Origin of the sequence: Pontibacter roseus DSM 17521 (assembly GCF_000373265.1) — a bacterium.
Taxonomy (GTDB): Bacteria; Bacteroidota; Bacteroidia; order Cytophagales; family Hymenobacteraceae; genus Pontibacter; species Pontibacter roseus.
On record NZ_KB890769.1, the window covers coordinates 116,940 to 140,722 of the forward strand.

The window sequence follows — 23,783 nt, forward strand, 5'->3', positions numbered from 1 at the left end:
ATATTTAACACTTTTTTTACCATTCGGCTCCTGCTTCACTAGTCTGCTTCTGAAAATATTTGCCTGCCTTGGCTCCAGCAGTGCCTCTCGAAAAACCTTGCTGTAGGGGCCAAATTTCACAGTATTACCTATATATGAATCTCGTTGGGGATAGTTGCTCCTTATACGTCAATTGATAAAAAAGGACGAACTCAAGCCAAAGCTTAATGTCACTTTTCTTGTTGGACCTATCACAAATCAAAGACTCTTACTTGGATGCCCACCCCGCCGTATATCTGGTTCAGCTCCATCCGGAAGCTTCCATCCACAATATCAGGGAAATAGGAAGTAGCATCGAAGTGGTTCTCGCGGCGGTAGAGTTCTGCAAAAAGCATCGCCTTATCTGACATAACGTACTTCAATTTGCCTCCATAAGAGTAGGCATACCGGTCGCGGAAGTAGTCGTTGAGCTTGGCTTCGCCAAAAACCCGGAAAGGCTGCTCCGTGAGAATATCGTAGCTCGTGTAGGAAATCGTGGGCGCCAGCTTCAACTTGCTGTTCAGGCGTATGTCATATTCCGCAAAAACCGTCATGTTAAAACGGGTATAGGGCCAGTTGCCCTGGTTATTCTGAAACCGACTGGTTGGTGTGCCTGCTTTGTCGAGCCGGGTGGTTAGGTTTTGCTCCCCTACCTGTGAGAGTTCGTAGCTGCCGCTTCCCCCGATGTAGAAGTTGCGGTAAGAGAAGGCTATACCTAGCTGCGTGTTGAGCGAGGCGAAGTACTTGGCCGTGTAGTGGTAGGATTTGTTAGTCTCATCGGAGTCGGGCTTGTCCATCACCCGGAAGAACATGGAGGCATCGCCGGAGCCAGAGGACAGTCCTCCTATAAAGTGTATGGCGAAACGCTTGGGTGCCAAGTTCTCCTTTTCTGCTACAGGCTTCTGCTCTGGCTGACCTGCTGTGGCCGGCTGTGCTGCGGGCGCCTGCTGGCCTGGGGTGGTTGGGGGCACATTGGGTATAAGGTTGCGCAGCAGCAGCGTTACCTCTCCCAAACGGTTGTCGTATATCTGCACCTGTCGCTCTTTCTCCCCGGGCCTGAACTGAAAGGGCTTGCGGTCGTCCAGGAAACTGCCGTTGTTGTTGCTGTCCACGAAGTACACAATCTCCTGGTTCTGCGTCTGTGCGATGAGCATCACGTTCACCACGCCGACGCTAGGGCGCAGGGGGTTGCGCAGGTACCAGAGCAATGCCACCGTATCGACGTAGCCAGACATATCAGGCAGTGCCACAGGTATGGCAGTTGCCGGAATACGGTGCTGTGGAAATGCCTTCACCAAGGGCGTGGTGTCTACGGTCCTGCCCCGGGTAATCTTGGTCATCCTGACAGGCACGGCTGTGGAATCGGTGGAGGAGTTGTAGGCCTCATTGAAGAGCTTGCTGGTGGCTGAGGAGTACTGGTCGCCCCCAATGGGGTATAGGATTTGCGCGGTTGCGGTTCCTGCGCTCAGGAGAAGCAAGGCAGCAGGCAGTACAAAAAGCGCCAAGCGCTGTAGATGTTTTTTCATAGACTAAGGAAAGATTCACGAATGCTATACCTAAGCTACAAAAAAATCTACAGGAAAATCAATAAACGCAACAATTAAAAAATCGCTATTCTTTATAAACGCGTTAACCTAGGCTCTTCAACTTGGAAGCCAGCCCACCTGAAAAGGAAAATGCCCCCGGACCCCGGGGGCATTTTCGGCAGAAAACTACTATCAAGTTTGTCTTTCGGGGCAGGGCGATTTACCGCACATCCCAGAACAGCTTCGTCGAGCTTTCGTCGCCGCCAATGGCTGCGGCAGCTGCGCCACGGTTATTTGGGTTCAGCGTCTGCTCGTTCACAGGGTAAATCAGCCTGGTTGGTACAATCAAGCCTTCTACCGGAGGTGTCAGGGTTGGGGCATCCAATCTTCGCCAAGTCAGCCAAGCTTCGTAACCCCGGTTGAAGAAGGCTATCCAGGCTTGCCGGCCAATCTTCTGTCGCCAGTCGCCGGGGGCTGTTGCGTAATTCACGCCAGGCTGGGCCAGGTATGCGTCAGCCTCGGCCTCTGTTCCTCCCCAGTACAGGATGGATGCCCTGATGGCGGCATTGTAATGCTCTGCAGCTGGCTCTGCAATAAAGCCGCGTTCGGCAGCCTCTGCCAGCAGGAACTCTACTTCAGCGTAGTCTAACAATACACCGGGGAAATCAAGCTGCGAAATCTTCTCACTAACCGTAGAGTTTGTTGAGAAACTGTTCGAGAAGCCGACTCGGCCTCCTACGTACGCTCCGTTGACACTCGTAAAGTACTGCGGCCTTCTGGGGTCGTTCAACTCATTCATCAAATTGACCAGTGTGCTGGCCGCAATGAAGTCCTGCCTTCTGGAAAGGGCACCATAAACGTTGTCGGAGATGGGGTTGTTGTTCGGGGTGGCAGCCGTGTAGGGGAATATGGCGTTGTCGTCATTGCTCTCGAACACGTTGGGCGCTGCTTCTGTCACCAGTGTTCTGGCTCTGGCTTCATCCACATCGGCAATCACCATGGCCAGCCGCAGTTTCAGGGAATTGCCGAACTTCACCCATTGCCCCATGTCTCCGTTATAGAGCACATCTCCGTCTCCAAACCCAGGTGCTTCGGTGTTGATTAGGCCGAGTGCTCTGTCCAGGCGCTCCAGGATGTCGTTGTAAATCGCCTGGTCATCGTCATACACCGGCTGGGTATTGGTCGGGTCAAGGGCCTCTGTGTAGGGGACATCACCAAAGGTAGTCACCAGAACAGACCAGGCGTATACCTCCATGATTTCAATCTGGGCTAGCTGGTTGTTTCTCAGCGTCTCATTGATTGTCTCGTCCGCCTGCAATATCCGTTTGGCCTCGTTCAGGTCGGCCAGCACGTCGCGGTACAGCGCATTCCAGAAGTTCTGCGGAATCAGACGGCCGGTCATGTTATACCGGGGCTCCTCCACGTACTGCGTCGTGGCCCAATGCTGCACATACAGCCTGATGTTGTTCGTGTTCACGTTCGGCGTGGTCAGCACATCCGTCAGGTTTAGCAAGGCACTGGTGAACAAGGTAGCGGGCGGGACGTCTGTCGCTCGCTTCGTGTCGATGTTATATTCATCCAGGTCGTCTACGCACGCTGCCATAAACACCAGCGAGAATAGGCATATGATAAGTTTCTTCATCTCTTGATAGTTTAGAAATTAAATCTAACGTTAAATCCGTAGGTTCTGAAAGCCGGGTAAGCTCCTGACTGGTAACCTCTGGCGGCGTTGCCTGAGCTCAGACCTTCTTCCGGGTCTGAAAACTCCATGTTCTTGTGGATAATCCACAGGTTGCGGCCAATCAGCTGCAGGTCAACCCCTTTTATGAAGCCGATGTTCTCAAGCAGGGCCTGTGGCAGCGCATAGGAAAGAGCTACCTCTCTCAGCTTCACGAAGCTACCATCGAACACATACATCGCCCGTGGCGCCTCTATACCGCCAGCGGCATATCCAAAGGGTGTGTTGCCGTTGCCGTCGAGGTTCTCTGCGTATACGTCGTTGCGGCTTCCGTCCTCTTTCACGCCGGGCAGCAGTATGCCACCGCCTTGATCTACCGGGAGACGGGACGGGTTGCCTTTGTCGTTCAACCCCGCAGAGTTCGGATAAAGGCCTGTCGCCTCACCATACCACTGGTCAAGGGAGAATATATCGCCGCCGTGGCGAACATCGATTAGGAAGCCCAGCGACACACCTTTGAAGCTGATGGTGTTGTTCACACCGCCGGTCCAATCTGGGTTCGGGTCACCGATGATATCGGAGGCATTGCCTGAGTTCAGGTAGTAACCATCTGCGTTAACGGTCTTTTCTCCGTTGGTATACACAAAGTCAGTGCCTCTGATTACACCGAACGGATGGCCTACTGCTGCGTTGAGCGACACACCACCCTGGAACGTGGCCAAGGGGATGTTCTGTACATCCTGGTACAAACTTATTACCTCATTGCGGTTGCGGGCAAAGTTTATGTTGATGTTCCAGGTGAAGTCCCCTGCCTGTATCGGCGTGGCAAAGGCGGCCACCTCAAATCCCTTGTTCTCCACTTCACCCGCGTTCACCCACTGGGCTGTGTAGCCGGTGGCACCGGTAGTAGACACGTTGATAATCTGGTCAACTGTGCTGGAACGGTAGTAAGTGAAGTCAAACCCGAACAGGTTGTTGAAGAAGTCCGCCTCCACACCTGCCTCAAAGCTCTTGGTTCTCTCCGGCTTCAGGTTCTCGTTGTTTTTGGTGTTCGGCAGCGAGAAGATAGGAACCGAACCTAAGCCTGTTGGCTGGGTGTACACATCGAATATACTCAATGGCTGCGCACTGTTGCCTACCTCGGCGTAGTTCACCCGGAGCTTGCCCCCTGACAGCCACGGCACCTGAAGCAGGTTGGAAAACACCACGTTACCCGCTATGGAAGGATAGAAATAAGAGTTATCCTCTTCTGGCAGAGTGGTGGATTTATCGCGGCGTGCCGAGAGCTCCAGGAAATAAGTCTCCCGGAAGCCGATGTTCGCGTTCGCAAAGATACCGTCTACTCCTTGGCGTTCAAAGTTTTCAATCGGAGCCTGGATAGGGTTAGTCGTGTTTGACAGGGCATACAACCTAGGTATAACGAGACCACCGTTCGTGCTAGCCCTGATGTCACGTAAACGGCTTCTGTTGAGGTTGGTACCTATCAAACCGTTCAGGCTGATTTCCTCCGTGATGTTCCTGTTGAAGTTCAGGAAGAGGTCGTAGTTGGTCTCGTTGAACTCCTTGTCATACCGCTCGTACTCACTCACGTCGGCACTTCCTATGGCCACCCGCTCCTCCTGCAAGTCGGTGGTGGTGTTGTAGGTGACCCTGCCAAACAGGTTCAGCCAGTCGGTGAACTTATAAGTGGCAGACGCATATCCGTAGAAGTTGTCCCTGGCGTCGTTGGAGTAGTTCTCGAACCTGGTCCAGTAGGGGTTGTCGGAGTAGATAGGGGCCGTGTTATCAGCGTTCCAGTTCCAGGTGATGTTCTGGCGGTTCCTGAAGTAAGCCTCTTCCTGCTCTTTTATGTCTACGTTGGTCTGCCACCACTGCCTGAACTGCTGGTTGGGGTTACGGCCGTTATAACCGGTTCCATATCGGCCAACACCTACCGTGCGGGCATAGTTAGCAGAAGCACTCACAGATATTTTCTCGGTTGCATCATAGGTGCCCGTGAAGTTGAACAGGTCCTTATCCAGTGTGGAATTGGGCAGGTTGCCTTTGATGTCGTTTCGGGTATAGGCCAACTTGACGGTGGTCTTGTCCCCGCCTCCGCTTATGATGATGCTTTGGTTGGAGTTGACGCCAGTTTCATAGAAGTCGCGCGGGTCATTCTCGGCGGCCACCCAGGGTCTGGTTCTTCCAAAGTTCGGGTGGAGCGGGTCAATGGCATCCCATTGGTATACCTGCAGGTTCGGGTCGAACCGTGGGCCGTAGGAGGCATCATCCTGAAAGAGCACCACGGGTGCCACTCCGCTGCCTAAATCCTGGGGTGGACGGAACTCCTGCGAATAGCCTGCCCCGTACTCTTTCTGGTAATCCACATACGTGCTCCTGTCCATGGTGCTCCAAGTGACACCGCTGTTGACGCTGACGTTCAGGCTGTTCTTGGCACCTTTCTTAGTGGTGATCATAATCACGCCGTTGGCTGCGCGCGAACCGTAAAGCGCGGTGGCGGCGGCGCCTTTCAGCACGTTCACGGATTCAATGTTGTCCGGGTTCAAGTCAGCAGCGGCGTTGCCAAAGTCGGTACCTACCCTACCAGACTGTTGGTCAGCCGTGTTGGTGTTGGCGTTACTTACGGGCACACCGTCAATCACGAACAGTGCCTGGTTGTTTCCGGTAATGGATTTGTAACCCCGTATGATGACGTTCGTGGACCCGCCCATGGTGTTGTTGGAGCGTATGTCAAGGCCCGCCACTTTTCCGGACAGCGTGTTCACAAAGTCGGCGCTTCTGGTACGGGTAATCTCCTCCCCGCTCACCTGCTGGGCCGAGTAGGCCAGTTCGTTTTTGTTACGCTCTATGCCCAGGGCGGTCACCACCACCTCGCTCAGTTGCTCTGTGGCAAGTGGAAGGCTGACGTCGATTGTGGTGGAAGTGCCGATTGGCCGTTCTGTGGTCTGATAGCCGATGAACCGGAACTCCAGTGTGGTGGCATCGTCTGGCACGGTAAGGGAGTAGTTGCCTTCGGCGCCGGTAGCGGTACCCACAGTTGTTCCTTTGACCAGGACCGCTACCCCTGGCAAAGGCTGATTCGTGGAAGCATCTATTACCCTGCCGGTAATGACCCTTCCCTGAGCCAGTACCTGCAGTTGCAGTGCAAACACTAGTAAGAGGCTCAATGTTAAAAGTTTCCTCATTGCATTCTTGTTTTAGGTGAGTAGTACAGATAGGTGGGCTAGCTGCAGACAGCTAACTTGATTCACCGGCACCAGATGGGCGCCGTTCAAAGAAGGCCAATGTTGATTCCCGGCGCGACAGGCGGCCGTTCAGAGGTAAGCATTAGGTCCCGGCGCCAAGGTGGCGACCGTTAGTGAGAGAATATAATGGCTGCAGCAGGCTGTAAACCCTTGCGTAACAAGAAAGTATCTCCATATAGGGATAGCTGCTCCCTCTCCTGCATCATCTGCTTTATACAGCGCTAGAAAGACAATGGTTATGACAATTACAACTTTATACGATACATTCAAATAAAAATACACTAAATACGTACGGAATAATCCTATTATTATCTTACCGTATGCTTCGTTGTCTTTGTGTTACCGGAAAAGGCAGATGCCTCCGCTTAGAAAGCAAAAGAGCCTGCCCCAGCGTGGGGCAGGCTCTTTTGCTTAAATGATGTATGTACTAAGGTTACTTCATCAACTGGAAGGTGATGAAGGCAGCCACGTAGGCCAGCCCACTCATGTAGACAAGCTGCGCCAGTGGCCAGGTCCAGCTCTTGGTCTCGCGGCGCACCACGGCCAGCGTGCTCATGCACTGCATGGCAAAGGCGTAGAAGATGAGCAGGGAGAAGGCGCGCGCTGGGGTAAAGAACGGGTTGCCATCGGCGTCCTTCTCAGCTAGCAGCTTGTCCTTGATGGTCGTCACGTTCTCCTCCTCCCCTATGCTGTAGATGGTGGAAATGGTACCCACAAACACCTCACGGGCGGCAAAGGAAGTGAGTAGGGCGATACCTATCTTCCAGTCGTAGCCCAGCGGCTTGATGACCGGCTCTATGGTGCGGCCGAACATACCTGCGTAGGACGATTCCAGCTGGGCTGCCGCCACGGCATTCTCGGTCTGCGTTTGGGTATAGCCTTTGGCCTGCGCCTCGGCCTGCACGCGCTGTTCCGCCCGCTCAAAGCTGTCGCCGGGGCCGTAGGAGGCCATTACCCACAGGATGATGGATACCGCCACGATGATTTTACCCGCCTCCAGCACAAAAGCCTTGGTCTTCTCGATAATCGTCAGGCCTACGTTCTTCCAGCGCGGCATCTTGTATACTGGGAACTCCATGATGAAATAGCTCCGCTCACGCGCCTTGAGCAACACTTTGAGCAGCATTGCCGACAGGATGGCCGACACGAAGCCGAGCAGGTATAGCCCCATCAGCACAATGCCCTGCAGGTTGAGGAAGCCAAAGTAATAGACCTCCGGCACCACCAGCGCTATCAGCACAGTATAGACAGGTATGCGGGCAGAGCAACTCATGAGCGGCGTCACGAAGATGGTAATCATCCGGTCCTTCCAGTTCTCAATGGTGCGCGCCGACATCACCGCCGGCACGGCACAGGCTACGCCCGATATGAGTGGCACCACGCTTTTGCCGTTCAAACCGAATTTGCGCATGATTTTGTCCATCATGAAAGTGACGCGGGCCATATAGCCGGTTTCTTCCAGTATGGCGATGAACGCGAATAAGATGGCAATCTGGGGAATGAAGATGAGCACACCGCCCAGGCCGGCAATGACGCCTTCAGTAAGCAGGTTGATGAGCGGCCCGCTGAAGTTCTCCTGTATGAGCGTGTTGATGGCGGCTATACCTTGGTCAATCAAATCCATGGGGTAGCTGGCCCAGGCGAACACCGCCTGGAACACCAGAAACAGCAGCGCCAGGAAAATCAGGTAGCCGAACACCTTGTGGGTGAGCACTTGGTCGAGGCGGTTGCTGAACTTCTCCTCCTCTTTGACTTTCTCCACACGCACCACGTCCAGCAGCAGCTCATTGATGCGCGCGTAACGGGCAATGGTCTCGCTGGCCTGCACGGCGTTCGACCTGAAGCCCTCCTTCTCCACCAAGTGGTCCAGCCATACCTTGTTTTCTTCGGAAAGAAAGCGCAGGCTCTTGTACTGGTGCGCGTAGTGCAGCGCCAGGTAATCGTTGCGGAGGCCGAAGCGCTCCTTTATCTGGTCTACAAGAGGTCTTAAGTCAGCTGGTATCTGGAAAAAGGTGGCGCCTGGGGACGCCAACTGCTGTGAGGTCACTATCTTAAGTGCCGCTATACCTACCCCCTTGCGGGCGTTCATCGGAATCACCGGCACACCCAGTTCCCGCTGCAGCGCCTCCACGTCTATCTTCACGCCTTCGGTCTCGGCCACATCCATCATGTTGAGGGCCAGCACGGTGGGCATGTTGAGGTCGGCGAGTTGCGTGAAAAGCAGCAGGTTGCGCTTCAGGTTGGAGGCGTCGGCTGTTACAATGACCAGGTCAGGGTAGTGTTTGGAGGCCGGGTCGTAGAGCAGGTCGATGATGATGCGCTCATCCAGCGACTTGGGGTATAAGCTATAGGTGCCGGGCAGGTCGATTATCTGCGCCTTAAAGCCAGGAGTCAGTTGGCTGATGCCGGTCTTTTTGTCGACGGTGACACCTGGGAAATTGCCCACCTTTTGGTTAAGGCCGGTCAGTTGGTTAAAGAGGGAGGTCTTACCGGAGTTTGGGTTGCCAATGAGCGCAATCCTGGCCACTGGCTGGTGTACAGGTGCTTTCTTGGCCTCCGGCGCTTCCGCCTGTATGGTTGCAGCCATGTGGTAATTATCTCTTCTTCAGCAGAATAGTTTCAGCTTCGTCTAAACGGAGGGAGAGGGTATAGTCATTCACGATGATGGTGATGGGGTCTCCGAGTGGGGCTTTGCTGTTCAGCTTCACCTCCGTGCCAGGTATACAGCCCATTTCGAGCAGTTTGAGTGCCATTTCCGGGTCGTTGAGGCAGCAAATCTCCCCCCGCTCCCCTATTTTCATGTCTCGGACAGTCTTTTGTCCTTGCTGGTCTTCTGAGCTGTTCTGCACCACTATCTTCCTTTTATTTAGACTGTTTATAAACAACTGCAAGTTACAAGCTGTCGCGCTTTAAAGCAAAAGATAAGGTTGATTTAGAGCTTACTCCGCGAAGAACACGCGTTTAACGCGCGTGCTGACGTTCGTGAGGAGCTCGTAAGGAATGGTGCCGATGCGGCTGGCCAGCTCCACCAGCGTCAGCTGCGGCCCGAACACCACCACTTCGTCACCTGCCTTGGCGGCTATACCTGTGATATCGACCATGCACATGTCCATGCACACGTTGCCGATGATGGGCGCCCGCTGTTCGTTGACGATAACCTCTCCGACACCATTGCTGAAGCGGCGGTCGTAGCCGTCGGCGTAGCCTATGGCAATGGTAGCGATGGTCTTGTCGGTGTCGGCTATACCTTTGCGGCTGTAGCCCACGGTCTCGCCTTTTCGAATGGACTTAATCTGCGAGATGGTCGTTTTGAGGGTGCTCACCGGCTGCAGCGCCTCCTGCTCCGAGCCGGTCGCCTCCACACCGTACAGCCCGATGCCGAGCCGCACCATGTCCAGTTGGTGGTCTGGGAAACGGACAATACCCGCCGAGTTGAGGATGTGCTTCAGCACTGGATAACCCAGTTGTGCCTCCACTTCTGCCGCTAGTCTCCGGAACGTGGCAATCTGCTGTTGGGAGAAATCGTTGTGCAAGGCCTCATCGGCTCCCGCCAGGTGACTGAAGGCGCTCACCACCCGCACCTGCGGATGCTCCTTCAGCAGGCGGAACAGGCTGGTCAAATCCTCATCGGTGAAGCCGAGCCGGTGCATACCTGTATCGAGCTTCAGATGGATTCTGTGCGCTGCCTCAGGCTGTGCCGTGGACAGGAACTCCTGCAGCTGCTCCAGCGAGTAGATTTCAGGCTCCAGGTTGTACTGGTGCAGTTTGGTAAAACTGTCCGGCGATGGGTTCATCACCATGATGGGCAGCGTAATGCCTCTCTCCCGCAGGCTTACTCCCTCGTCGACATAGGCCACAGCTAGGTAGTCCGCCCGATGGAACTGCAACAGGTTGGCTACCTCGAAGCTGCCGCTGCCGTAAGCGAAGGCCTTCACCATCACCATCAGTTTGGTGCCGGGGGCGAGTTTGGAGCGGTAGTAGTTGAGGTTGTGCACCAACGCATCGAGGTTGACCTCCAGCACCGTGCCGTGCACCTTCTGCTGAAAGGCCTGCACGATTTTCTCGAAACCGAACACACGGGCCCCCTTCACCAGCACCAGTTCATTGCGGAACTGCTCAGACTTGAAGTGCTTCAGAAAGTCCGATGTAGTGGGAAAGAAGGCACACTCGCCACTGAAGCTCGCGGCATGCGCCTGTATGGTCGGCCCTATACCTATTAATCGCTCCACGTTGTGGCCCTTTGCCAATGATGCCACTTCGGCGTACAATTTGTCTTCTGCCATACCTGACTCGAGCAAATCGGAAAGGATGAGTGTGCGCCGCCCCTGCCCGGGTTGGCTAGCCAACAGGTCCAGGGCGATTGATAGGCCTGCCAGGTCATTGTTATAGGTATCGTCGATGAGGTAGCAGCCGTTGATGGCCTCTTTCATCTCGAGGCGCATGGCCACAGGCTGCAGCCGGTCCAGCCGGTCCTGTATATCCGTCAAGGAAAGCCTCCGGTACAACAGCACCGCCAGGCAATGCAAGGCGTTTTCTACCGAGGCCTCGTCTGTGAAAGGTATAGCCAGGCTGTGCCGCTCCTCCCGATAGGTATAGCTCACGATGGTATGGTGACCGGAAATCTTACTGGAGGTGATGGAGACATCCGCTGGCCGCTTTCTGGACCAGGTGAAGGTCTTAATTTCTTTGGTCTGCACCGCCTCGTGCACCAGCTCCTGGTCTGAGCAGTAGAAAAGCAGCTCAACTTGCTTAAATAGCTGCAGCTTCTCGTTCACCTTCTCCTGTCTGCTGGCAAAGCCTTCGTCGTGGGCACTGCCCAAGTTGGTGATTAAGCCTAGCGTGGGATGGATGATGCGCTGCAGCTTCTGCATCTCGCCGGTCTGAGAGATGCCTGCCTCGAGTATACCCCAGGTATGATGCGGCGCCAACTGCCAAACCGACAGGGGGACGCCAATCTGGGAGTTGTAGCTGCGGGGGCTTTTCACGACCATCTCGTCAGGGCTCAGCAACTGCGCCAGCCACTCCTTTACAATAGTTTTGCCGTTGCTGCCGGTGATGCCCAACACCGGCACATGAAATTGTGACCTGTGCCAGGCGGCTACGGCCTGCAGCGCCTCCAGACTGCTGTGCACTTGCAGGATGTTGGCCTCCTGGAGCAGCTTCTCCAGCCCCTGCGCCGCCTCCACTACAAATTGCCGCACGCCCTGCCGGTAGAGCTGCTTCAGGTACTGGTGCCCGTCGTTGTGCCGGCCCCGGATGGCTAAGAAAAGCGTGCCGGCCGGTTGTGAGAGCTTGCGGCTGTCGGTGAGCAGGTGCGTCACAGGCATGTCCTGCGCCTGCTGCACAAGGCTGCCGCCGGTGATGGGAAGAAGCTGCTGAAAGGTAAGCATAGGGGATGTGGTTAACAGGGGCAAAGATAGTGTTTCGTGTTGAAGTGTGGTGTAGGCTTGCTGCTAGCTGGCAGTACTGTTGTTGCATAGTTTCTGCCGTTCCGGTGCTCCTGGTGCCTACAGCTGCGTTGCTTCGGCTAGAGCGCTCAAGCCGCGGGGCATCGTCCTTGGCCCTCGCGCTGTGTATCTTTCCTTTGCTCCTACGGTCGCAATGCCTGCGGCACCGGAAACCTACAAGGCGCTCCACCCAAGGACTGGGTAGGACACATCTTGGCTGCAGCCTTCGGGTATACCATTATGTTTCACCCACCCCCTTTCGAGGAGGGACTCTTACTGTACTAACTGCCTTTCCTTTATTTCTGTCATTCCGACGATAGGAGGAATCTCATACCTTTCTTGCCGCGAATCCAGCGCCAGCGCCGATGCGGCTTTTCTGAGGACGGCGGGGAAGAGAGGGAATAGAGGAACAACCCAAGTGCAGTCCAGCCCCCATAACCACCGCCGGTTCCCGCTGCGCTCGCACCGGCGGTGGCTGTGGTAACAGATTCCTCCTTTCGTCGGAATGACAGTAGGAGGAGGGATGGAATGGGAGCGTGTTGCTTTTAGTAGTAGGTATAGGTATAGCATACATACTTGCACCTGCACTACGATGCAACGGCATAGGCCAGGTGCATCTTTCGGCGCTCCACTGTCCGAGCGTTCAGCGAGTTTGGAGCGTCTTGACCTTTTTGCTTACTTTTTGTGTCAAGACAAAAAGTGAGGCCCGCCCGGCCAGGGCAAGCTACAGAGCAACTCAGTTGGCAAAAGGCTTAAGTCCACCGCCACGAACAAGGTCAAATCGTTTACTTCCTACATCCCCTACACGCTATATATTAACTTATTTTCCAGGAAAGCTATACCTTTGCGCTCTTTTATGCTGAAATGGAGACTTCCAATAACAAACCTTATTACGCGGCAGGTATAGCGGCTTTCGTCATCTGGGGCTTTATCCCGTTCCCGCTCAAGGCGCTGGCCGATTACCCGAGCGGGCAAATCCTGTTCTTCCGGGTGGCGCTCTCAGTGTGCCTGCTGCTGCTCATCACGCTGCTGTTCCGGCGCAAGAACCTGCTGCAGACGCTGGCGCAGGTGAAGGCGTCTAAGCCGCGGGAGGCACGCAGGTTCCTGCTCTTCACCTTCCTGGGCGGCTCCTTGCTGACCATCAACTGGCTGGCGTTCATCTACGTCATCAACCACATCAACATCCAGACGGGCTCCTTTTCTTACCTGCTCTGCCCTATCCTGACGGCGGTGCTCGGCTTCCTGCTGCTGAAGGAGGAGCTGCGGCCAAATCAGTGGATGGCGATTGGGCTGAGCGCGCTGAGCTGCGTGTTGATTGGCACCGGCGAACTGACTAGCCTGCTCTTCAGTCTGCTTATCGCGTTGAGTTACGCCTTTTACCTGATTACCCAGCGAATCCTCAAGGTATACGACAAGATTGTGCTGCTCACGCTGCAGCTGCTGCTCTCATTTATCTTCATCGCGCCCTTCTACAGCCAGCTTACCGGCGACGCTGCCGTGGCCTTGGATTCGCATTTCTTTCTGATGACAGGTATACTGAGTGTCCTCTTTACGGTGCTGCCGCTGTTCCTGAACCTGTTTGCGCTAAAGGAACTCACCTCCGGCACCATCGGCATCCTCATGTACATCAACCCCATCCTCAACTTTGTGGTGGCCTTCCTGTACTTTAATGAGGAGACCACGCTGGTGAAGGTGGTGGCTTACGCGCTGATTTTCATCTCGGTGATTATCTACAATATTAACCTGAAAGGCCGCAAGGAGACCGGCGCAGGCGTGGTCATACCTCCTGTGGGCACGACGGCCGTGGTGAAGTAGACCTGCCTTAAAACGAAGGAGGCCATGCCTGCTATGCGTACAGGTATGGCCTTCTTCGTTTGCTTTACTTTATAGGCTATTGCTCCCGGCTGCCATCCGCGCTGCGGTTCGGCTGCGTCGAGATTTTAGGCCGCTGGTTTGGGTTTTCTTTCAGCTGTCTTTGCTTGTCCAGCTCCACCCGCTCGCGCGACACGGAGTCTACGTTAGGAGGCAGGTTGCCAAACTGGTCGGCCTGCTCGCCGGTCACGGCGGTGTCCCCTATGGGAGCAGGGCGGGGCTCGTTCAGGTTCTGCGTCGACTTGCTTTTCTCTGTTATCGCTTCTGCGGTGCTGGTATCGTCAGCCGGGTCCGATGCGGGCCGCTCACCGCAACTCACCGTTAAGGTGGTTACAACCGCTAGGGCAAACCCGGTTTTAAGTATATCTTTCAAATTTTTCATATTCGTTTCAAATTGGGTTCTTAAACTCCATTTTTTAACGTCCCTACAGGCATTTGGTTGTAAGACAGCTTCCTTACAGCCTCTAAGCCAGCCTTAGAAGCCCAGCCCTACCCGAAGCCCCGTGTGCGCCTTCTGCCCCTGCTGGAACGAGGTCACGAAGTCCACGCGCAGCACCTTGAAGATGTGCTCCACGCCCAGCCCCAGCTCGAAATAGTTGTCCGACTCCCGGGTGTTGAGGTAATGCAGGCTGACCACCTCCTGCCACTTGAGGCGGCGGAACAGCGGTATCTTGTTGAACAGGAAGCCATTGAAATGGTGCTCGTAGTGCCCCTCCAGGTAGCGGTTGTTGGTGCTGTAACGGTAGTAGTCCAGCAGCTGGAAGCCAGTGTACACGCCCGCAAACACGGTGCGGTTGCCGTTGAAGTGGCGGTAGTCCATCAGGCGCATGTCCTCTTTGCCCCAGAAGGTGCCGCCGGTGAAGCTGTACTCGCTGCTGCCCAGCAGGCCTAGGCTTAAGTCGTCAGAAATGCGCACCGCCATGGTGTGGTACTTCACATCGCCGCCCAACGCCTTGATGCCTCCCCGGTAGCCGAGCGAGAACGTGGGCCAACTTGAGCCGATGTTGATTTTGCGGTCAGGACGGGAGATGTACTCCATACCCGGCCGGAAGCTCACTGTGAAGGCGGCTGTCAGGGCCTGGTGTTCTTCAAAAGAGGCATCGGCCAGTTCAGCGTTCTCGGGCACGTTGGAGGTGAAGGCTTTGCCAGGCGAACCCTCCCGGAAGGTATAGTCGGTGCTGTTCTGCAGCGGCATGCGGTGCGCGTAATCCAGCGAGGTGAGCAGGGTCACGCCATTCAGCACCTCCGAGCGGAAGTTGATGCGTCCGTAGTCGCGCTGGTACAGCTTGAGGTAGTTTTTGTGCAACAGCAAGGTATAGACGGTGTTGGCGAACGGCGAAATCGGGTCGGTGGAGTTAATCTGGTCCACGAAGCGGCCACCCTCCACCGTGACATTGCTCCTGCGGATGGGGTTGTAGGTATAGCTCAGACGCAGCTTGGCGTTCAGTTTCTCGTTGGAGAAACCGTAGCGCACGGTGGGCTGTATCTCGTAGCGGCGGCGGTCTTCAAATTCCCTTCGGTACTCCACTCCCACGTTGGCTACGGCGCCCTCCACGGTGTTGTATTGAAGGATGCTGGGGCCACCGGTGAAGCTCAGCAGCGGGTCCAGGTTGTAGTATTTCTTCAGATAGGTGTTGGAGTAGGTATAGCCCCGCAGGAAAAAACTCCCGAAGGAAGGTTTGTTCCGGATGCGGTCCACGGAGTCTTTGTACACGCGCGATTCCCGAATCACCTCCAGGCTGTCTTTCACCTGATAATCCAGTACCTCCTCCTGCGTGAGGGGCACGGGGCGGATGTCATCCCAGTAGGCGGAGTCGCGGGTGTTGGCCTCCCGCTCCACCACCAGCACCTCGCGGCTGAAGATTTTATCGTCCTGTATAGGTTGCTGCTCCTGCGGCTCCACCTGTTCAGGCTTTATGAGACGCGGCCGTTGGCGGCGGGCTAGTTTGGTTTCAGCCACGATGGCATCCTGGGTCTCGGTTGGCTCGGGTTGCTCCTGCAGGACCGGCGGCTTGCTGTAGGCAGGCTGCACTTTATACTTAGAGTACACACCCGTTGCATAACCGCCGCCCTTGAAGCCAAAGCCCGCCGCCTCGAAGGTGAAGCGCTGCGACACTGGCATCCATACCTCGCCATGCACCGGCGCGTATACCTGCCGCACCCGTATGAAATCGACGAACTCAATCCCCGCGTTCTTGGTGAGCGTGAGGTCGGTGCTGTGGATGCGCCAGCTGCCGTCCACAATGTAGATGTTCCCCCGGAAAACCGGGTCGTTCTTCCGCCGTGGTATGACTTTGATTTTGTTGATGGTGCGGCCGTTCTCCTGGAAAGTGCCCAGGTATTCGTAGCGGTAGAAGAAAAGCGCGTTGTTGGCCAGCGGCGACACGAAACCCCGCTCACTCAGCCCCTCCACCCGCAGCAGATTTTCATAAAAGCTGATGTTCATCTCCGAGGCCTGGTTGAAGCTGAATCCTTGTTTCTTGCCGCTTACTTTAGATGAAATCACGCGCTCATGTACCTTGTTCGGCTTTTTGAAGTGCAGCTCCGACACCGACTCCGACAGGTATACGATGCCTGTATCCACGTCCACCACCCGCACGCCCAGCACCTTGCCGGGCACTTTGTCCATGCGCGCCACGCCTTTCATGTACACGCGGGCGCTCCAGGCGTTCACCTCGTCGCGGTGATACTTCCGCAGCCTAATGGCGTTGCGCATGATGCCGTAGGCCGGGTCCTCATCGGCGGCCCGCACCACCACCTCTTTGAGGTTGAGCACCTCCGGCACCAGCTGCACGTTCAGCTCCTGGGGGGCATCGCCTATGGTCACGGTCTCTGTCCTGGCTTTGTAGCCCACGTATTTGAACTCCAGGGTATAGGTACCCGGGGGCAACTGCAGCTGGAAATCTCCCTGGTCGTTGGAGGCGGTGCCGCTGGCGGTCTCTTTGATGTAGATGCTGGCAAAGGGCAATCCCTGGTTTTTCTCGTCCGTGATGCGGCCACGCAGCGTGCCGGCAAGCGTGATGGCTGGCAGGAGGTATAGCAGGAAGAACAGAAAAGCAGGGCGCATGCACGTAAGGTTAATAGTAGCGTGATGAGGTATACAGTTTAAGGACTAACGATGAAACCAGCGCTTCGTGTTTCCCATTCTTCTAATATCTGGCTAGGAGAAGCTATACCTGGGACATTCAGCCAGGCTTCTTTTCTGGCACTTTACTTTCCCGCTTCGCTAGTTGGTGCTTGTAGCGCACGTTCAGAATCACGCCGACCAGCACCAGGGCCATCCCCAAGTAGGTCGCCAACTCAAACTCCTCCCCGAACAGGATATACCCCAGCGAGAGGGCGTAAATGATGCCGATGTAGTTCAGGGTGGCGACCTTGGAAATCTCCTCCGCCTGGTAGGACATGGTCATGTAGTACTGCCCGAACTGCGTGAACACACCCACCAGCAGCAGAATGCCCCAGTCCCAGCCCTGCGGCTGCACCCAGTTGAAAATGGAGTAGAGACCCGCCAGCGGCAGCGCCACCATCGGGAAATAAAACACAATGACGAGCGGATGCTCCCGCGTATTGAGACGACGGATAAAGTTGTAGGCCAGGCCGGCGAACAGCGCACTCAGCACACCCATCCACACATACAGCGACTCCACCCGCGTGTCCACCCCCTCGATTATCAGGATGCCGCAGAAAGACAGCGCGAAGAACAGCCACTGCCACGGCTTCACCTTCTCTTTGACGATGAAGATGCCCATGATGGTGGTGAAGATGGGCGACAGGTACTGTATGGTGGCTGCGGTGGCCAGCGGCATCTTCTGCAGGGTGGTGAAGAAGAGCGCCAGCGCGATGGCTCCGGCCACGCCACGGGCTACCAGGAGTCCGTGGTTGCTGCCCCACACGCTCACCCGCTGGCTGCGCAGCATCACGTAGCTCATCACCAACGACACGCCCGACCGGAACAGAATCACCTCGATGGCAGGTATATGCGGCACCAGCTTCACGCACACGTTCATGAGCGCGAAAAACAGCGTGGACAGCAGCATATACCGGATTCCTTTTGTAAACATAGAATCGATTTAACCTCGCAAAGGTCAGGTATATTATGGTTAGATGTGTGTTTTTTTGCGGGTAACAGTTCAGGGCATTGGTTATTATTATACCTAAACTTGTTCCCTTAGCATGGCTACTGCCGTTATGGTGCCCTATACTCACAACAGCGTTGCTGCTGTTCGAGTGCTTAAGCCGCGGGTGCTTCGTCCTTGGTGGGTTTCCACTAGCTGCGTCCTTCAAACATGAGTGGCATCAGCTACAGCGCCTATACCTGACCAGCAGCAGCGGCAGGCGCCTCTCCTTGGACAAGGAGGGGCAGGGGTGGTTGGACCCGGGGCCGTGACCGGCAGTGTAGGATATACCTGTGCATGATTGACATCCCCCTGCCTTTCTCAAGAGAGGAGTATTCGCTGCTATGAACATCCCCCTGCCCCTTCGAAGGGGGAGTTTCTGCCGCTATTGTTCATAATACTGAAGCGTTGTAGCACAGACCGCTGACAGGTATAGCAGACATACTTACAACATCAGCCACGCAGCAACGGCCTGAGCCAGGTGCACCGCTGACGATTTTTTGTTCGAGCGGTCAGCGAGTTTAAAAGCGTCTTGATACTTTTGCTTACTTTGGGGGTAGGGGCCCTCGATTTTCATCAGGGAAAAAAGTAAGGCCCCGCCGGCAGGCGAGCTATGAAACAACTCAGCGGGCAAGCAGCAAAGACAGTAGCTACAAAGCACAAGCAAACTTAGGTACAGATTCCATACATTTGACAATGAAACACCCCGTCACCCGCAACTCTTGGGAGCCTACGCATGTTGTATAACGAAGCAATACACTTGATTTGGAACAGCAGAAGAACAAGAAAACCTATACCCCGAAAGAAGCCCTGATAAAGGCAGCGGCCTACTGCGCCTACCAGGAGCGAACGCAGCAGGAAGTGCGCACGAAACTGTTTTCGTATGGTCTGGAGCCCGATGACGTGGAAGAGTTGATTGTGCGCCTCAGCCAGGAGAAGTTGCTGGACGAGGAGCGCTACGCCCAATCGTATGTGCGAGGCAAGTATGGTCTGAAGAAGTGGGGGCGCCGCAAAATCGTGCAGGGGCTGAAGGCCAAAGGCATCTCCGACTACTGCATCAAGCAGGGCCTGAAAGAAATTGATTTTGAGGTATACGAGCAGAATCTATTGCAGCTGCTCGAGAAAAAGAACAGCACAGAGAAAGAGAAAAATCCCTTCACCCGCCGCCAGAAACTCACCTATTTCCTTGTCAGCAAGGGCTATGAGAATGACTTGGTACAAGACGCGATAAAGAGTCTAGGAGCTTAGGAGGTATGAGTTCAGAAGTGACGTCACAAGTAACGTCGTTTTTCTTGAGCCAATCAACAATCAACCCCTACCGCTTCGCTGGCATCTCCGGGTTCTTCATGCGCCTCTGGGGCACCAGCACCACTTTGCGGCCCGTTATCTCCTCCAGCATCGGCTTGAGCACCTTCTCGGCGTTCACCGTGGTCTGGCGTAGGATACCGGAATTGATGGCCGCCTCCTTCACGTTGGCCTCCGCGTAGCGGTAGCTCTCCTGCACCAGGTCCGCATCCTGAAAGTAGGTGTTCTCCTTCGAAAAAACTTTGGATTTGCTGTGGTCTATCTTGTAGTAGCATACCTCCGGCTCGGGTAGGCTGATTTGCACCAGCGAGTCTCCATAGAACCGGATGTCCTGCTCCTCCAGCTTCGCGAAATCCACGCAGCCGACCGCCTCGCCCGTCACCACCAGCACCACCTTGGAGTTAGGCACCCACCGCGACACATCCTTCTCATACTCCACCACGTCTTTGAAGTTGTAGCGTACTAGTTCCATTCTGCCCAGTTCCTCCACCGTCGTCAGGATGGTATTGTGGTTCACGATGACCTCCGGCTGCTTTTCTTCTGAGCCGAACCAGGAACCCTTGAAGCTACTCCAGATGAAGACAGCAGCCAGGATGAACAGCAGGAGCGGCAGCAAACGGAACAAGAATCTGATAAGGGACATGTGGGCGTTTTAAGTTCTCTCTTCTGACAACACAGCAATTTTGGTGCTAAAGTTCATTCCTAGACCTCTATCCCCAACCGCTCCCTGAAACCCGCATTACCTTGTAGCCCGCCGGTGTGCACGGCGATGACGCGGCTGCCCCTCGGGAAGTGACCTTTCTGAATCAGGTCCATGAGGCCGTATAAAAGCTTGCCGGTATAGATGGGCTCCACCGGCAACTGGTGCTCTATCTGGAAATCGCGCATGAAATTTAGCAGTTCCGGCTTTACTTTGGCATAGCCGCCGAAGTGGTAATCGGTGATGAGGCGCCAGTTGGCGAAGTGCTGTCCGTTGTAGCTTTCAATCAGTTGTTCTATCTCCTTCTCCAGAAAACCACCTCCCTTCAGAGCAGGAAAGCCCAGCACCTGACGCTTTCCTTCCAGCCCGGCAATGATGCCCGCTAGGGTCCCTCCCGTGCCACAGGCGCAGCAGATGTAGTCATATTCCATGGGGATGTCCGAAACGATTTCGGTGCAGCCCTTCAGGGCCAGGGCATTCGTGCCACCTTCGGGTATGATGTAAGGCTGGGCGAACTGCTGTGAAAGCTGCTCTAGAAAGTCTACATCGGTTTTCTGCCGGTAGGCTTCGCGGGAGACGTAGTGCAGCGCCATACCTGCCGCCGTTGCAAACTCCAATGTAGGGTTGAGTGGCAGGTGCTCCTCCCCGCGTATGATGCCGATGGTCCGGAAGCCGAACTCCTGCCCTGCCGCCGCCACGGCCGCGATGTGGTTGGAATAGGCGCCTCCAAAAGTTAGCAGCGTGTCGTGCCGCAGCCGCTTCGCCTCCTGCAGGTTGTACTTGAGCTTGCGCCACTTGTTGCCTGAAATGGTCGGGTGTAGCAAATCCTCGCGCTTCACCCAAAGCGCTATACCTCGCTTGTCCAGGAGCGGACTGTGGAGTTGTTGCAGTGGTGCTTCCATGTGACGGATATTAAAAACCGAGGCCCCGGTTACGGTACCGGGGCCTCGTGTGGGGTCATGCTATACCTTCACTTTCTCTTCTTCCGGCTTCCTGCGGATGCTGTAGAAGATGGCCCCTCCCAGCACGAGCAGCAGCAACACCGAGGACACCAGCGATATAGTGTTTCCTATCTCATAAGACTTCGGCGCGAAGCGGAACTCGATGGTATGCTTGCCCGCCGGCACCGGCATAGCGCGCAGGATGTAGTTGGCCCGGATGTGGTCTACCGGCTGTCCGTCCAGGTAGGCCTGCCAGCCGTCTTCATAATATACCTCTGAGAACACCACCAAACCATCCTGGGCCGCGGCTGCCTCATATTTCAGGTAGTTGGGCTGGTACTCGGTCAGGGTGATGGTAGAGCCTTCTGCGCTGAAGTCTTGGGCCGGCACTTTGAACTTCGACACATCCACCACTGCGGTGGTGCCGGCATCCAAATCAGTCAGCGCCTCAATCTCTTCATCCGGATTGTTGACTGTCTTCACTTTCTCCACAAACCAAGCATTGCCTAGAGCTCCGGGTATGCGCTGCACCGGCTGCTGCTCATTTCCTGTGATGACGTAGCGGGTGTTCAACATACGCAGCACCTCCATGTTGTTCTGCGCGATGTGGCGGTCAATCACGTCCTGGTAGCGGCGCAGTTTGGCACCGTGGTAGCCTCCCACCGATTTGTGGAAATAAGACGTGCGGGCATCGTTGAACGGGTTGGGCAGGTATAGCACACGGTAGCTCAGGTCTTTGTCCTGCAAAATCATCTGGTCGGCCTTCGTAGGCTGGAAGTGGTTCTCCACTACGCGCTTCTCAAAGTCTCCGTCGTTGAGGTAGCGCTTGTTCACTCCCCACAAATCCACCAGCACCAGCACGCCTATACCTGCAATGGCCAGGGTAGCCGACAACTTACCTTTGAGGTAGAAGTAGAGCAAGCCCACGGCCAACGCGATGAAGGCGAAGGAGCGCAGCGCATCGGAGCGCATCATGCTCTCGCGGTCGGCGCGGATGGCATCAACCGGGAAGTATGACTGCTGCAACTGCGAATCAACCGTGCCCACGAAGCTGGCGGTGCCGGCAAACAGCCACACCAGCAGACAGATGCCTGCCGTAATGCCGCCGGCTATGAGTAGCTTTTTATCAAGTTTCTGGATGACGTTCCGGTCACGGATAACCCTGTAAAGCGCCAGCATACCCAGCAGCGGAATCGTGATCTGGGCGATGACCAAAGCCGAGGACACTGCCCTGAACTTGTTATAGCCCGGAAAAAAGTCGAACATGAAATAGTTGAAGGCCTCAAAGTTCTTGCCCCAAGCCAGCACAATGGAGAGGATGGTAGCCGCCAGAATCCAGATGCGGGTGGGTTTGTTCACGATGAGCAGTCCCAGCACGAACAGGAAGCAGATGATAGCCCCCACGTATACCGGCCCGCTCGTCATCGGCTGCGGCCCCCAATAGGTAGGCAGGCCCTGCTTCACAATCTGCTCGGCCTGTACCGGTGGCATCCCCATTCCCATAAAGGCTTTGTAGCTCTCAGAATCCTCGTCGAGCGGCGTGCTGCTGCCCCCGCCATAGAAGTTAGGAATGAGCAAGGTCATGGTCTCGCCCACGCCATAGCTCCAACTAAAGGCGTAGTCGCGGTCCAGGCCGCTAGAGGTTTTGTCGCCGCTGTTGGCCACGCTCAACTCCGACTTGCCCCGGATGCTGTGCTTGCTGTACTCAGCCACGGTATAAAGCCTGCCAAAGTTCACGCCCACCGCCAGCACAGCCGCTATACCCAGCACCAGGCCGCGCTTCACCAACTCCGCGAACGTTCCCTTCTTGATGGCAAAGATAATCTCCACCACGATGAACACGAGCACCATGAGCAGCATGTAATAAGTCATCTGCAAGTGGTTGAAGTGCAGGTTGAGCGTGAGTCCCAGCGCGAAGATGGCCGCCCCTATCCAGAGGTTCCGCCGCAGCGCGTAGAACATACCTGCCAGCACCAGCGGAATGTAGGCGATGGTCAGCGATTTGGTGTTGTGGCCTGCCTCCAGTATGATGAAGTTATAGGAGGTGAAGGCAAAGGCGATGGCGCCCACTACGGCCAGCCAGGTGTTGAGCCGCAGCGTGACCAGCAGCACGTAGGCGCACAGCAGCGTGATGAAGATATTGCCCGCCATAGCCGGCAAATTGAAGGTTAGGATGGTATGAATGACGCCGGAGAAATCGCCGGGGTAGCGGGTGTTGATGAGGTAAGAGGGCATGCCGCTGAACATGGAGTTCGTCCAGAGGGTCTCCTCCCCGGTGGCCTCGCGGAAATCCTGAATCTCTTTGGCGCCTCCCTTGAACTGCAGGATGTCGTGCTGCGCCATGGCCTTGTCCTCAAACAGGACCGGCGCGAAGTATACGGCAGTAAGAAGAAGGAAAATCAGAACCGCGACCAGGTGCGGGAGCACATCGCGCTTAAAGTCAATAGAAGCCATCATATCTTTCAGAAACCTCGAAATAGAGGTTGAAAGATAGGACTTTTATTTTATTTCTTCATAATCCACGTACTGGCCGCCGTTGAAATCCCGGCGCTCCGGCTGCTCCGGCACGTAGTCAATCTTGACCCCGCCCTGCTGCCTGCCGCTGCCATTCGGCGGCGGCTCCTGGTAGGAAGGGCGCTGCCCACGGTTCATGTTAGAGTAGAAGAATGTGCCGTTGCGGATGCTCTTCTTGATAAAGAAGGCCAGCAGCCAGCGGAACAGGACTGGGGCTACCAGCCTGATGAAAAAGATAACGAGTATGGTAACAAATATGAACTTGATCATGCTAGTCGGTTAAGGTATAGCCGGCATTGCGCAGCCGACTATCAGTTAACAAAAACAGTACCCTTTCTGATACAATTCTCCTGCCAAAAGGTTAATGCCTGCCATTTCGGCGGAGCTTACACAAAGATACGAATTATGGAACCGACCTGGAA

General features: G+C 55.3%; 15 protein-coding genes. 2 read left to right on the forward strand and 13 right to left on the reverse strand.

Annotated features, from left to right (window positions below; all coding sequences use genetic code 11):
• Window positions 1-230: 230 nt before the first annotated feature.
• The 6 genes from B051_RS22105 to B051_RS0119785 all read right to left on the reverse strand — a co-directional run bounded on the left by B051_RS22105 (window position 231) and on the right by B051_RS0119785 (window position 11,857).
• Window positions 231-1,544: a hypothetical protein gene (locus B051_RS22105; RefSeq protein ID WP_018479967.1), complete on the reverse strand. Its 1,314-nt coding sequence runs from the start codon at window positions 1,542-1,544 to the stop codon at window positions 231-233.
• Between the two features lie 220 nt (window positions 1,545-1,764).
• Window positions 1,765-3,186, reverse strand: coding sequence for a SusD/RagB family nutrient-binding outer membrane lipoprotein (locus B051_RS0119765; RefSeq protein WP_018479968.1), 1,422 nt, complete (start codon window positions 3,184-3,186; stop codon window positions 1,765-1,767).
• A gap of 11 nt (window positions 3,187-3,197) precedes the next feature.
• A complete protein-coding gene (locus tag B051_RS0119770) occupies window positions 3,198-6,407 on the reverse strand; it encodes a SusC/RagA family TonB-linked outer membrane protein (protein WP_033317068.1) in 3,210 nt (1,069 codons plus the stop codon).
• Between the two features lie 493 nt (window positions 6,408-6,900).
• Window positions 6,901-9,054 carry a ferrous iron transport protein B gene (gene feoB / locus B051_RS0119775; protein ID WP_018479970.1) on the reverse strand — a complete coding sequence of 718 codons (2,154 nt, stop codon included), beginning with the start codon at window positions 9,052-9,054 and terminating at the stop codon, window positions 6,901-6,903.
• Window positions 9,055-9,061: 7 nt separating this feature from the next.
• Window positions 9,062-9,268 carry a FeoA family protein gene (locus tag B051_RS0119780; RefSeq protein WP_033317073.1) on the reverse strand — a complete coding sequence of 69 codons (207 nt, stop codon included), beginning with the start codon at window positions 9,266-9,268 and terminating at the stop codon, window positions 9,062-9,064.
• 138 nt (window positions 9,269-9,406) lie between these two features.
• The gene (locus B051_RS0119785) at window positions 9,407-11,857 is read right to left on the reverse strand and encodes a bifunctional UDP-N-acetylmuramoyl-tripeptide:D-alanyl-D-alanine ligase/alanine racemase (protein WP_018479972.1); all 2,451 of its coding nucleotides are present in this window, start codon (window positions 11,855-11,857) and stop codon (window positions 9,407-9,409) included.
• 921 nt (window positions 11,858-12,778) lie between these two features.
• On the opposite strand from B051_RS0119785, the gene B051_RS0119790 reads away from it, so the two are divergent.
• Window positions 12,779-13,729 carry an EamA family transporter gene (locus B051_RS0119790; RefSeq protein WP_018479973.1) on the forward strand — a complete coding sequence of 317 codons (951 nt, stop codon included), beginning with the start codon at window positions 12,779-12,781 and terminating at the stop codon, window positions 13,727-13,729.
• Window positions 13,730-13,805: 76 nt separating this feature from the next.
• On the opposite strand, the gene B051_RS0119795 is transcribed toward B051_RS0119790, so the two are convergent.
• The 3 genes from B051_RS0119795 to B051_RS0119805 form a co-directional block, all read right to left on the reverse strand.
• Entirely contained in the window at window positions 13,806-14,168 is a 363-nt protein-coding gene (locus B051_RS0119795) for a hypothetical protein (protein WP_018479974.1), read from the reverse strand.
• A 93-nt stretch (window positions 14,169-14,261) separates the two neighbouring features.
• A complete protein-coding gene (locus B051_RS0119800; RefSeq protein ID WP_018479975.1) occupies window positions 14,262-16,853 on the reverse strand; it encodes a DUF5686 and carboxypeptidase regulatory-like domain-containing protein in 2,592 nt (863 codons plus the stop codon).
• Window positions 16,854-16,971: 118 nt separating this feature from the next.
• Window positions 16,972-17,847, reverse strand: a complete 876-nt coding sequence (locus tag B051_RS0119805; protein ID WP_018479976.1) for a DMT family transporter — start codon at window positions 17,845-17,847, stop codon at window positions 16,972-16,974.
• Between the two features lie 819 nt (window positions 17,848-18,666).
• Here B051_RS0119805 and B051_RS0119815 point away from each other — a divergent pair.
• Window positions 18,667-19,149 (forward strand): regulatory protein RecX, encoded by a 483-nt coding sequence (locus tag B051_RS0119815; protein WP_018479978.1) that lies wholly within the window; start codon window positions 18,667-18,669, stop codon window positions 19,147-19,149.
• A 67-nt stretch (window positions 19,150-19,216) separates the two neighbouring features.
• Here the strand turns inward: B051_RS0119815 and B051_RS0119820 are convergent, their stop codons facing one another.
• Genes B051_RS0119820 through B051_RS0119835 form a run of 4 tightly spaced genes read right to left on the reverse strand, consistent with a single transcriptional unit; the run spans window position 19,217 to window position 23,631 of the window.
• On the reverse strand, window positions 19,217-19,849 hold the full coding sequence (locus B051_RS0119820) for a DUF4230 domain-containing protein (RefSeq protein ID WP_018479979.1): 633 nt from the start codon (window positions 19,847-19,849) through the stop codon (window positions 19,217-19,219).
• 59 nt (window positions 19,850-19,908) lie between these two features.
• The gene (locus B051_RS0119825) at window positions 19,909-20,808 is read right to left on the reverse strand and encodes a 1-aminocyclopropane-1-carboxylate deaminase/D-cysteine desulfhydrase (RefSeq protein ID WP_018479980.1); all 900 of its coding nucleotides are present in this window, start codon (window positions 20,806-20,808) and stop codon (window positions 19,909-19,911) included.
• 60 nt (window positions 20,809-20,868) lie between these two features.
• A complete protein-coding gene (locus B051_RS0119830; RefSeq protein ID WP_018479981.1) occupies window positions 20,869-23,304 on the reverse strand; it encodes a YfhO family protein in 2,436 nt (811 codons plus the stop codon).
• 42 nt (window positions 23,305-23,346) lie between these two features.
• On the reverse strand, window positions 23,347-23,631 hold the full coding sequence (locus B051_RS0119835; RefSeq protein ID WP_018479982.1) for a DUF4834 family protein: 285 nt from the start codon (window positions 23,629-23,631) through the stop codon (window positions 23,347-23,349).
• Window positions 23,632-23,783: the final 152 nt, after the last annotated feature.

What these genes read in the sequence shown, in the direction of transcription:
- B051_RS0119805 (WP_018479976.1), bottom strand. Translation starts at nt 17,847, where the DNA reads ATGTTTACAAAAGGAATCCGGTATATGCTGCTGTCCACGCTGTTTTTC.
- B051_RS0119790 (WP_018479973.1), top strand. Translation starts at nt 12,779, where the DNA reads ATGGAGACTTCCAATAACAAACCTTATTACGCGGCAGGTATAGCGGCT.
- B051_RS0119795 (WP_018479974.1), bottom strand. Translation starts at nt 14,168, where the DNA reads ATGAAAAATTTGAAAGATATACTTAAAACCGGGTTTGCCCTAGCGGTT.
- B051_RS0119830 (WP_018479981.1), bottom strand. Translation starts at nt 23,304, where the DNA reads ATGATGGCTTCTATTGACTTTAAGCGCGATGTGCTCCCGCACCTGGTC.
- B051_RS0119820 (WP_018479979.1), bottom strand. Translation starts at nt 19,849, where the DNA reads ATGTCCCTTATCAGATTCTTGTTCCGTTTGCTGCCGCTCCTGCTGTTC.
- B051_RS0119835 (WP_018479982.1), bottom strand. Translation starts at nt 23,631, where the DNA reads ATGATCAAGTTCATATTTGTTACCATACTCGTTATCTTTTTCATCAGG.
- B051_RS0119765 (WP_018479968.1), bottom strand. Translation starts at nt 3,186, where the DNA reads ATGAAGAAACTTATCATATGCCTATTCTCGCTGGTGTTTATGGCAGCG.
- B051_RS0119800 (WP_018479975.1), bottom strand. Translation starts at nt 16,853, where the DNA reads ATGCGCCCTGCTTTTCTGTTCTTCCTGCTATACCTCCTGCCAGCCATC.
- B051_RS0119785 (WP_018479972.1), bottom strand. Translation starts at nt 11,857, where the DNA reads ATGCTTACCTTTCAGCAGCTTCTTCCCATCACCGGCGGCAGCCTTGTG.
- B051_RS0119770 (WP_033317068.1), bottom strand. Translation starts at nt 6,407, where the DNA reads ATGAGGAAACTTTTAACATTGAGCCTCTTACTAGTGTTTGCACTGCAA.
- B051_RS0119825 (WP_018479980.1), bottom strand. Translation starts at nt 20,808, where the DNA reads ATGGAAGCACCACTGCAACAACTCCACAGTCCGCTCCTGGACAAGCGA.
- B051_RS0119780 (WP_033317073.1), bottom strand. Translation starts at nt 9,268, where the DNA reads ATGAAAATAGGGGAGCGGGGGGAGATTTGCTGCCTCAACGACCCGGAA.
- feoB (WP_018479970.1), bottom strand. Translation starts at nt 9,054, where the DNA reads ATGGCTGCAACCATACAGGCGGAAGCGCCGGAGGCCAAGAAAGCACCT.
- B051_RS22105 (WP_018479967.1), bottom strand. Translation starts at nt 1,544, where the DNA reads ATGAAAAAACATCTACAGCGCTTGGCGCTTTTTGTACTGCCTGCTGCC.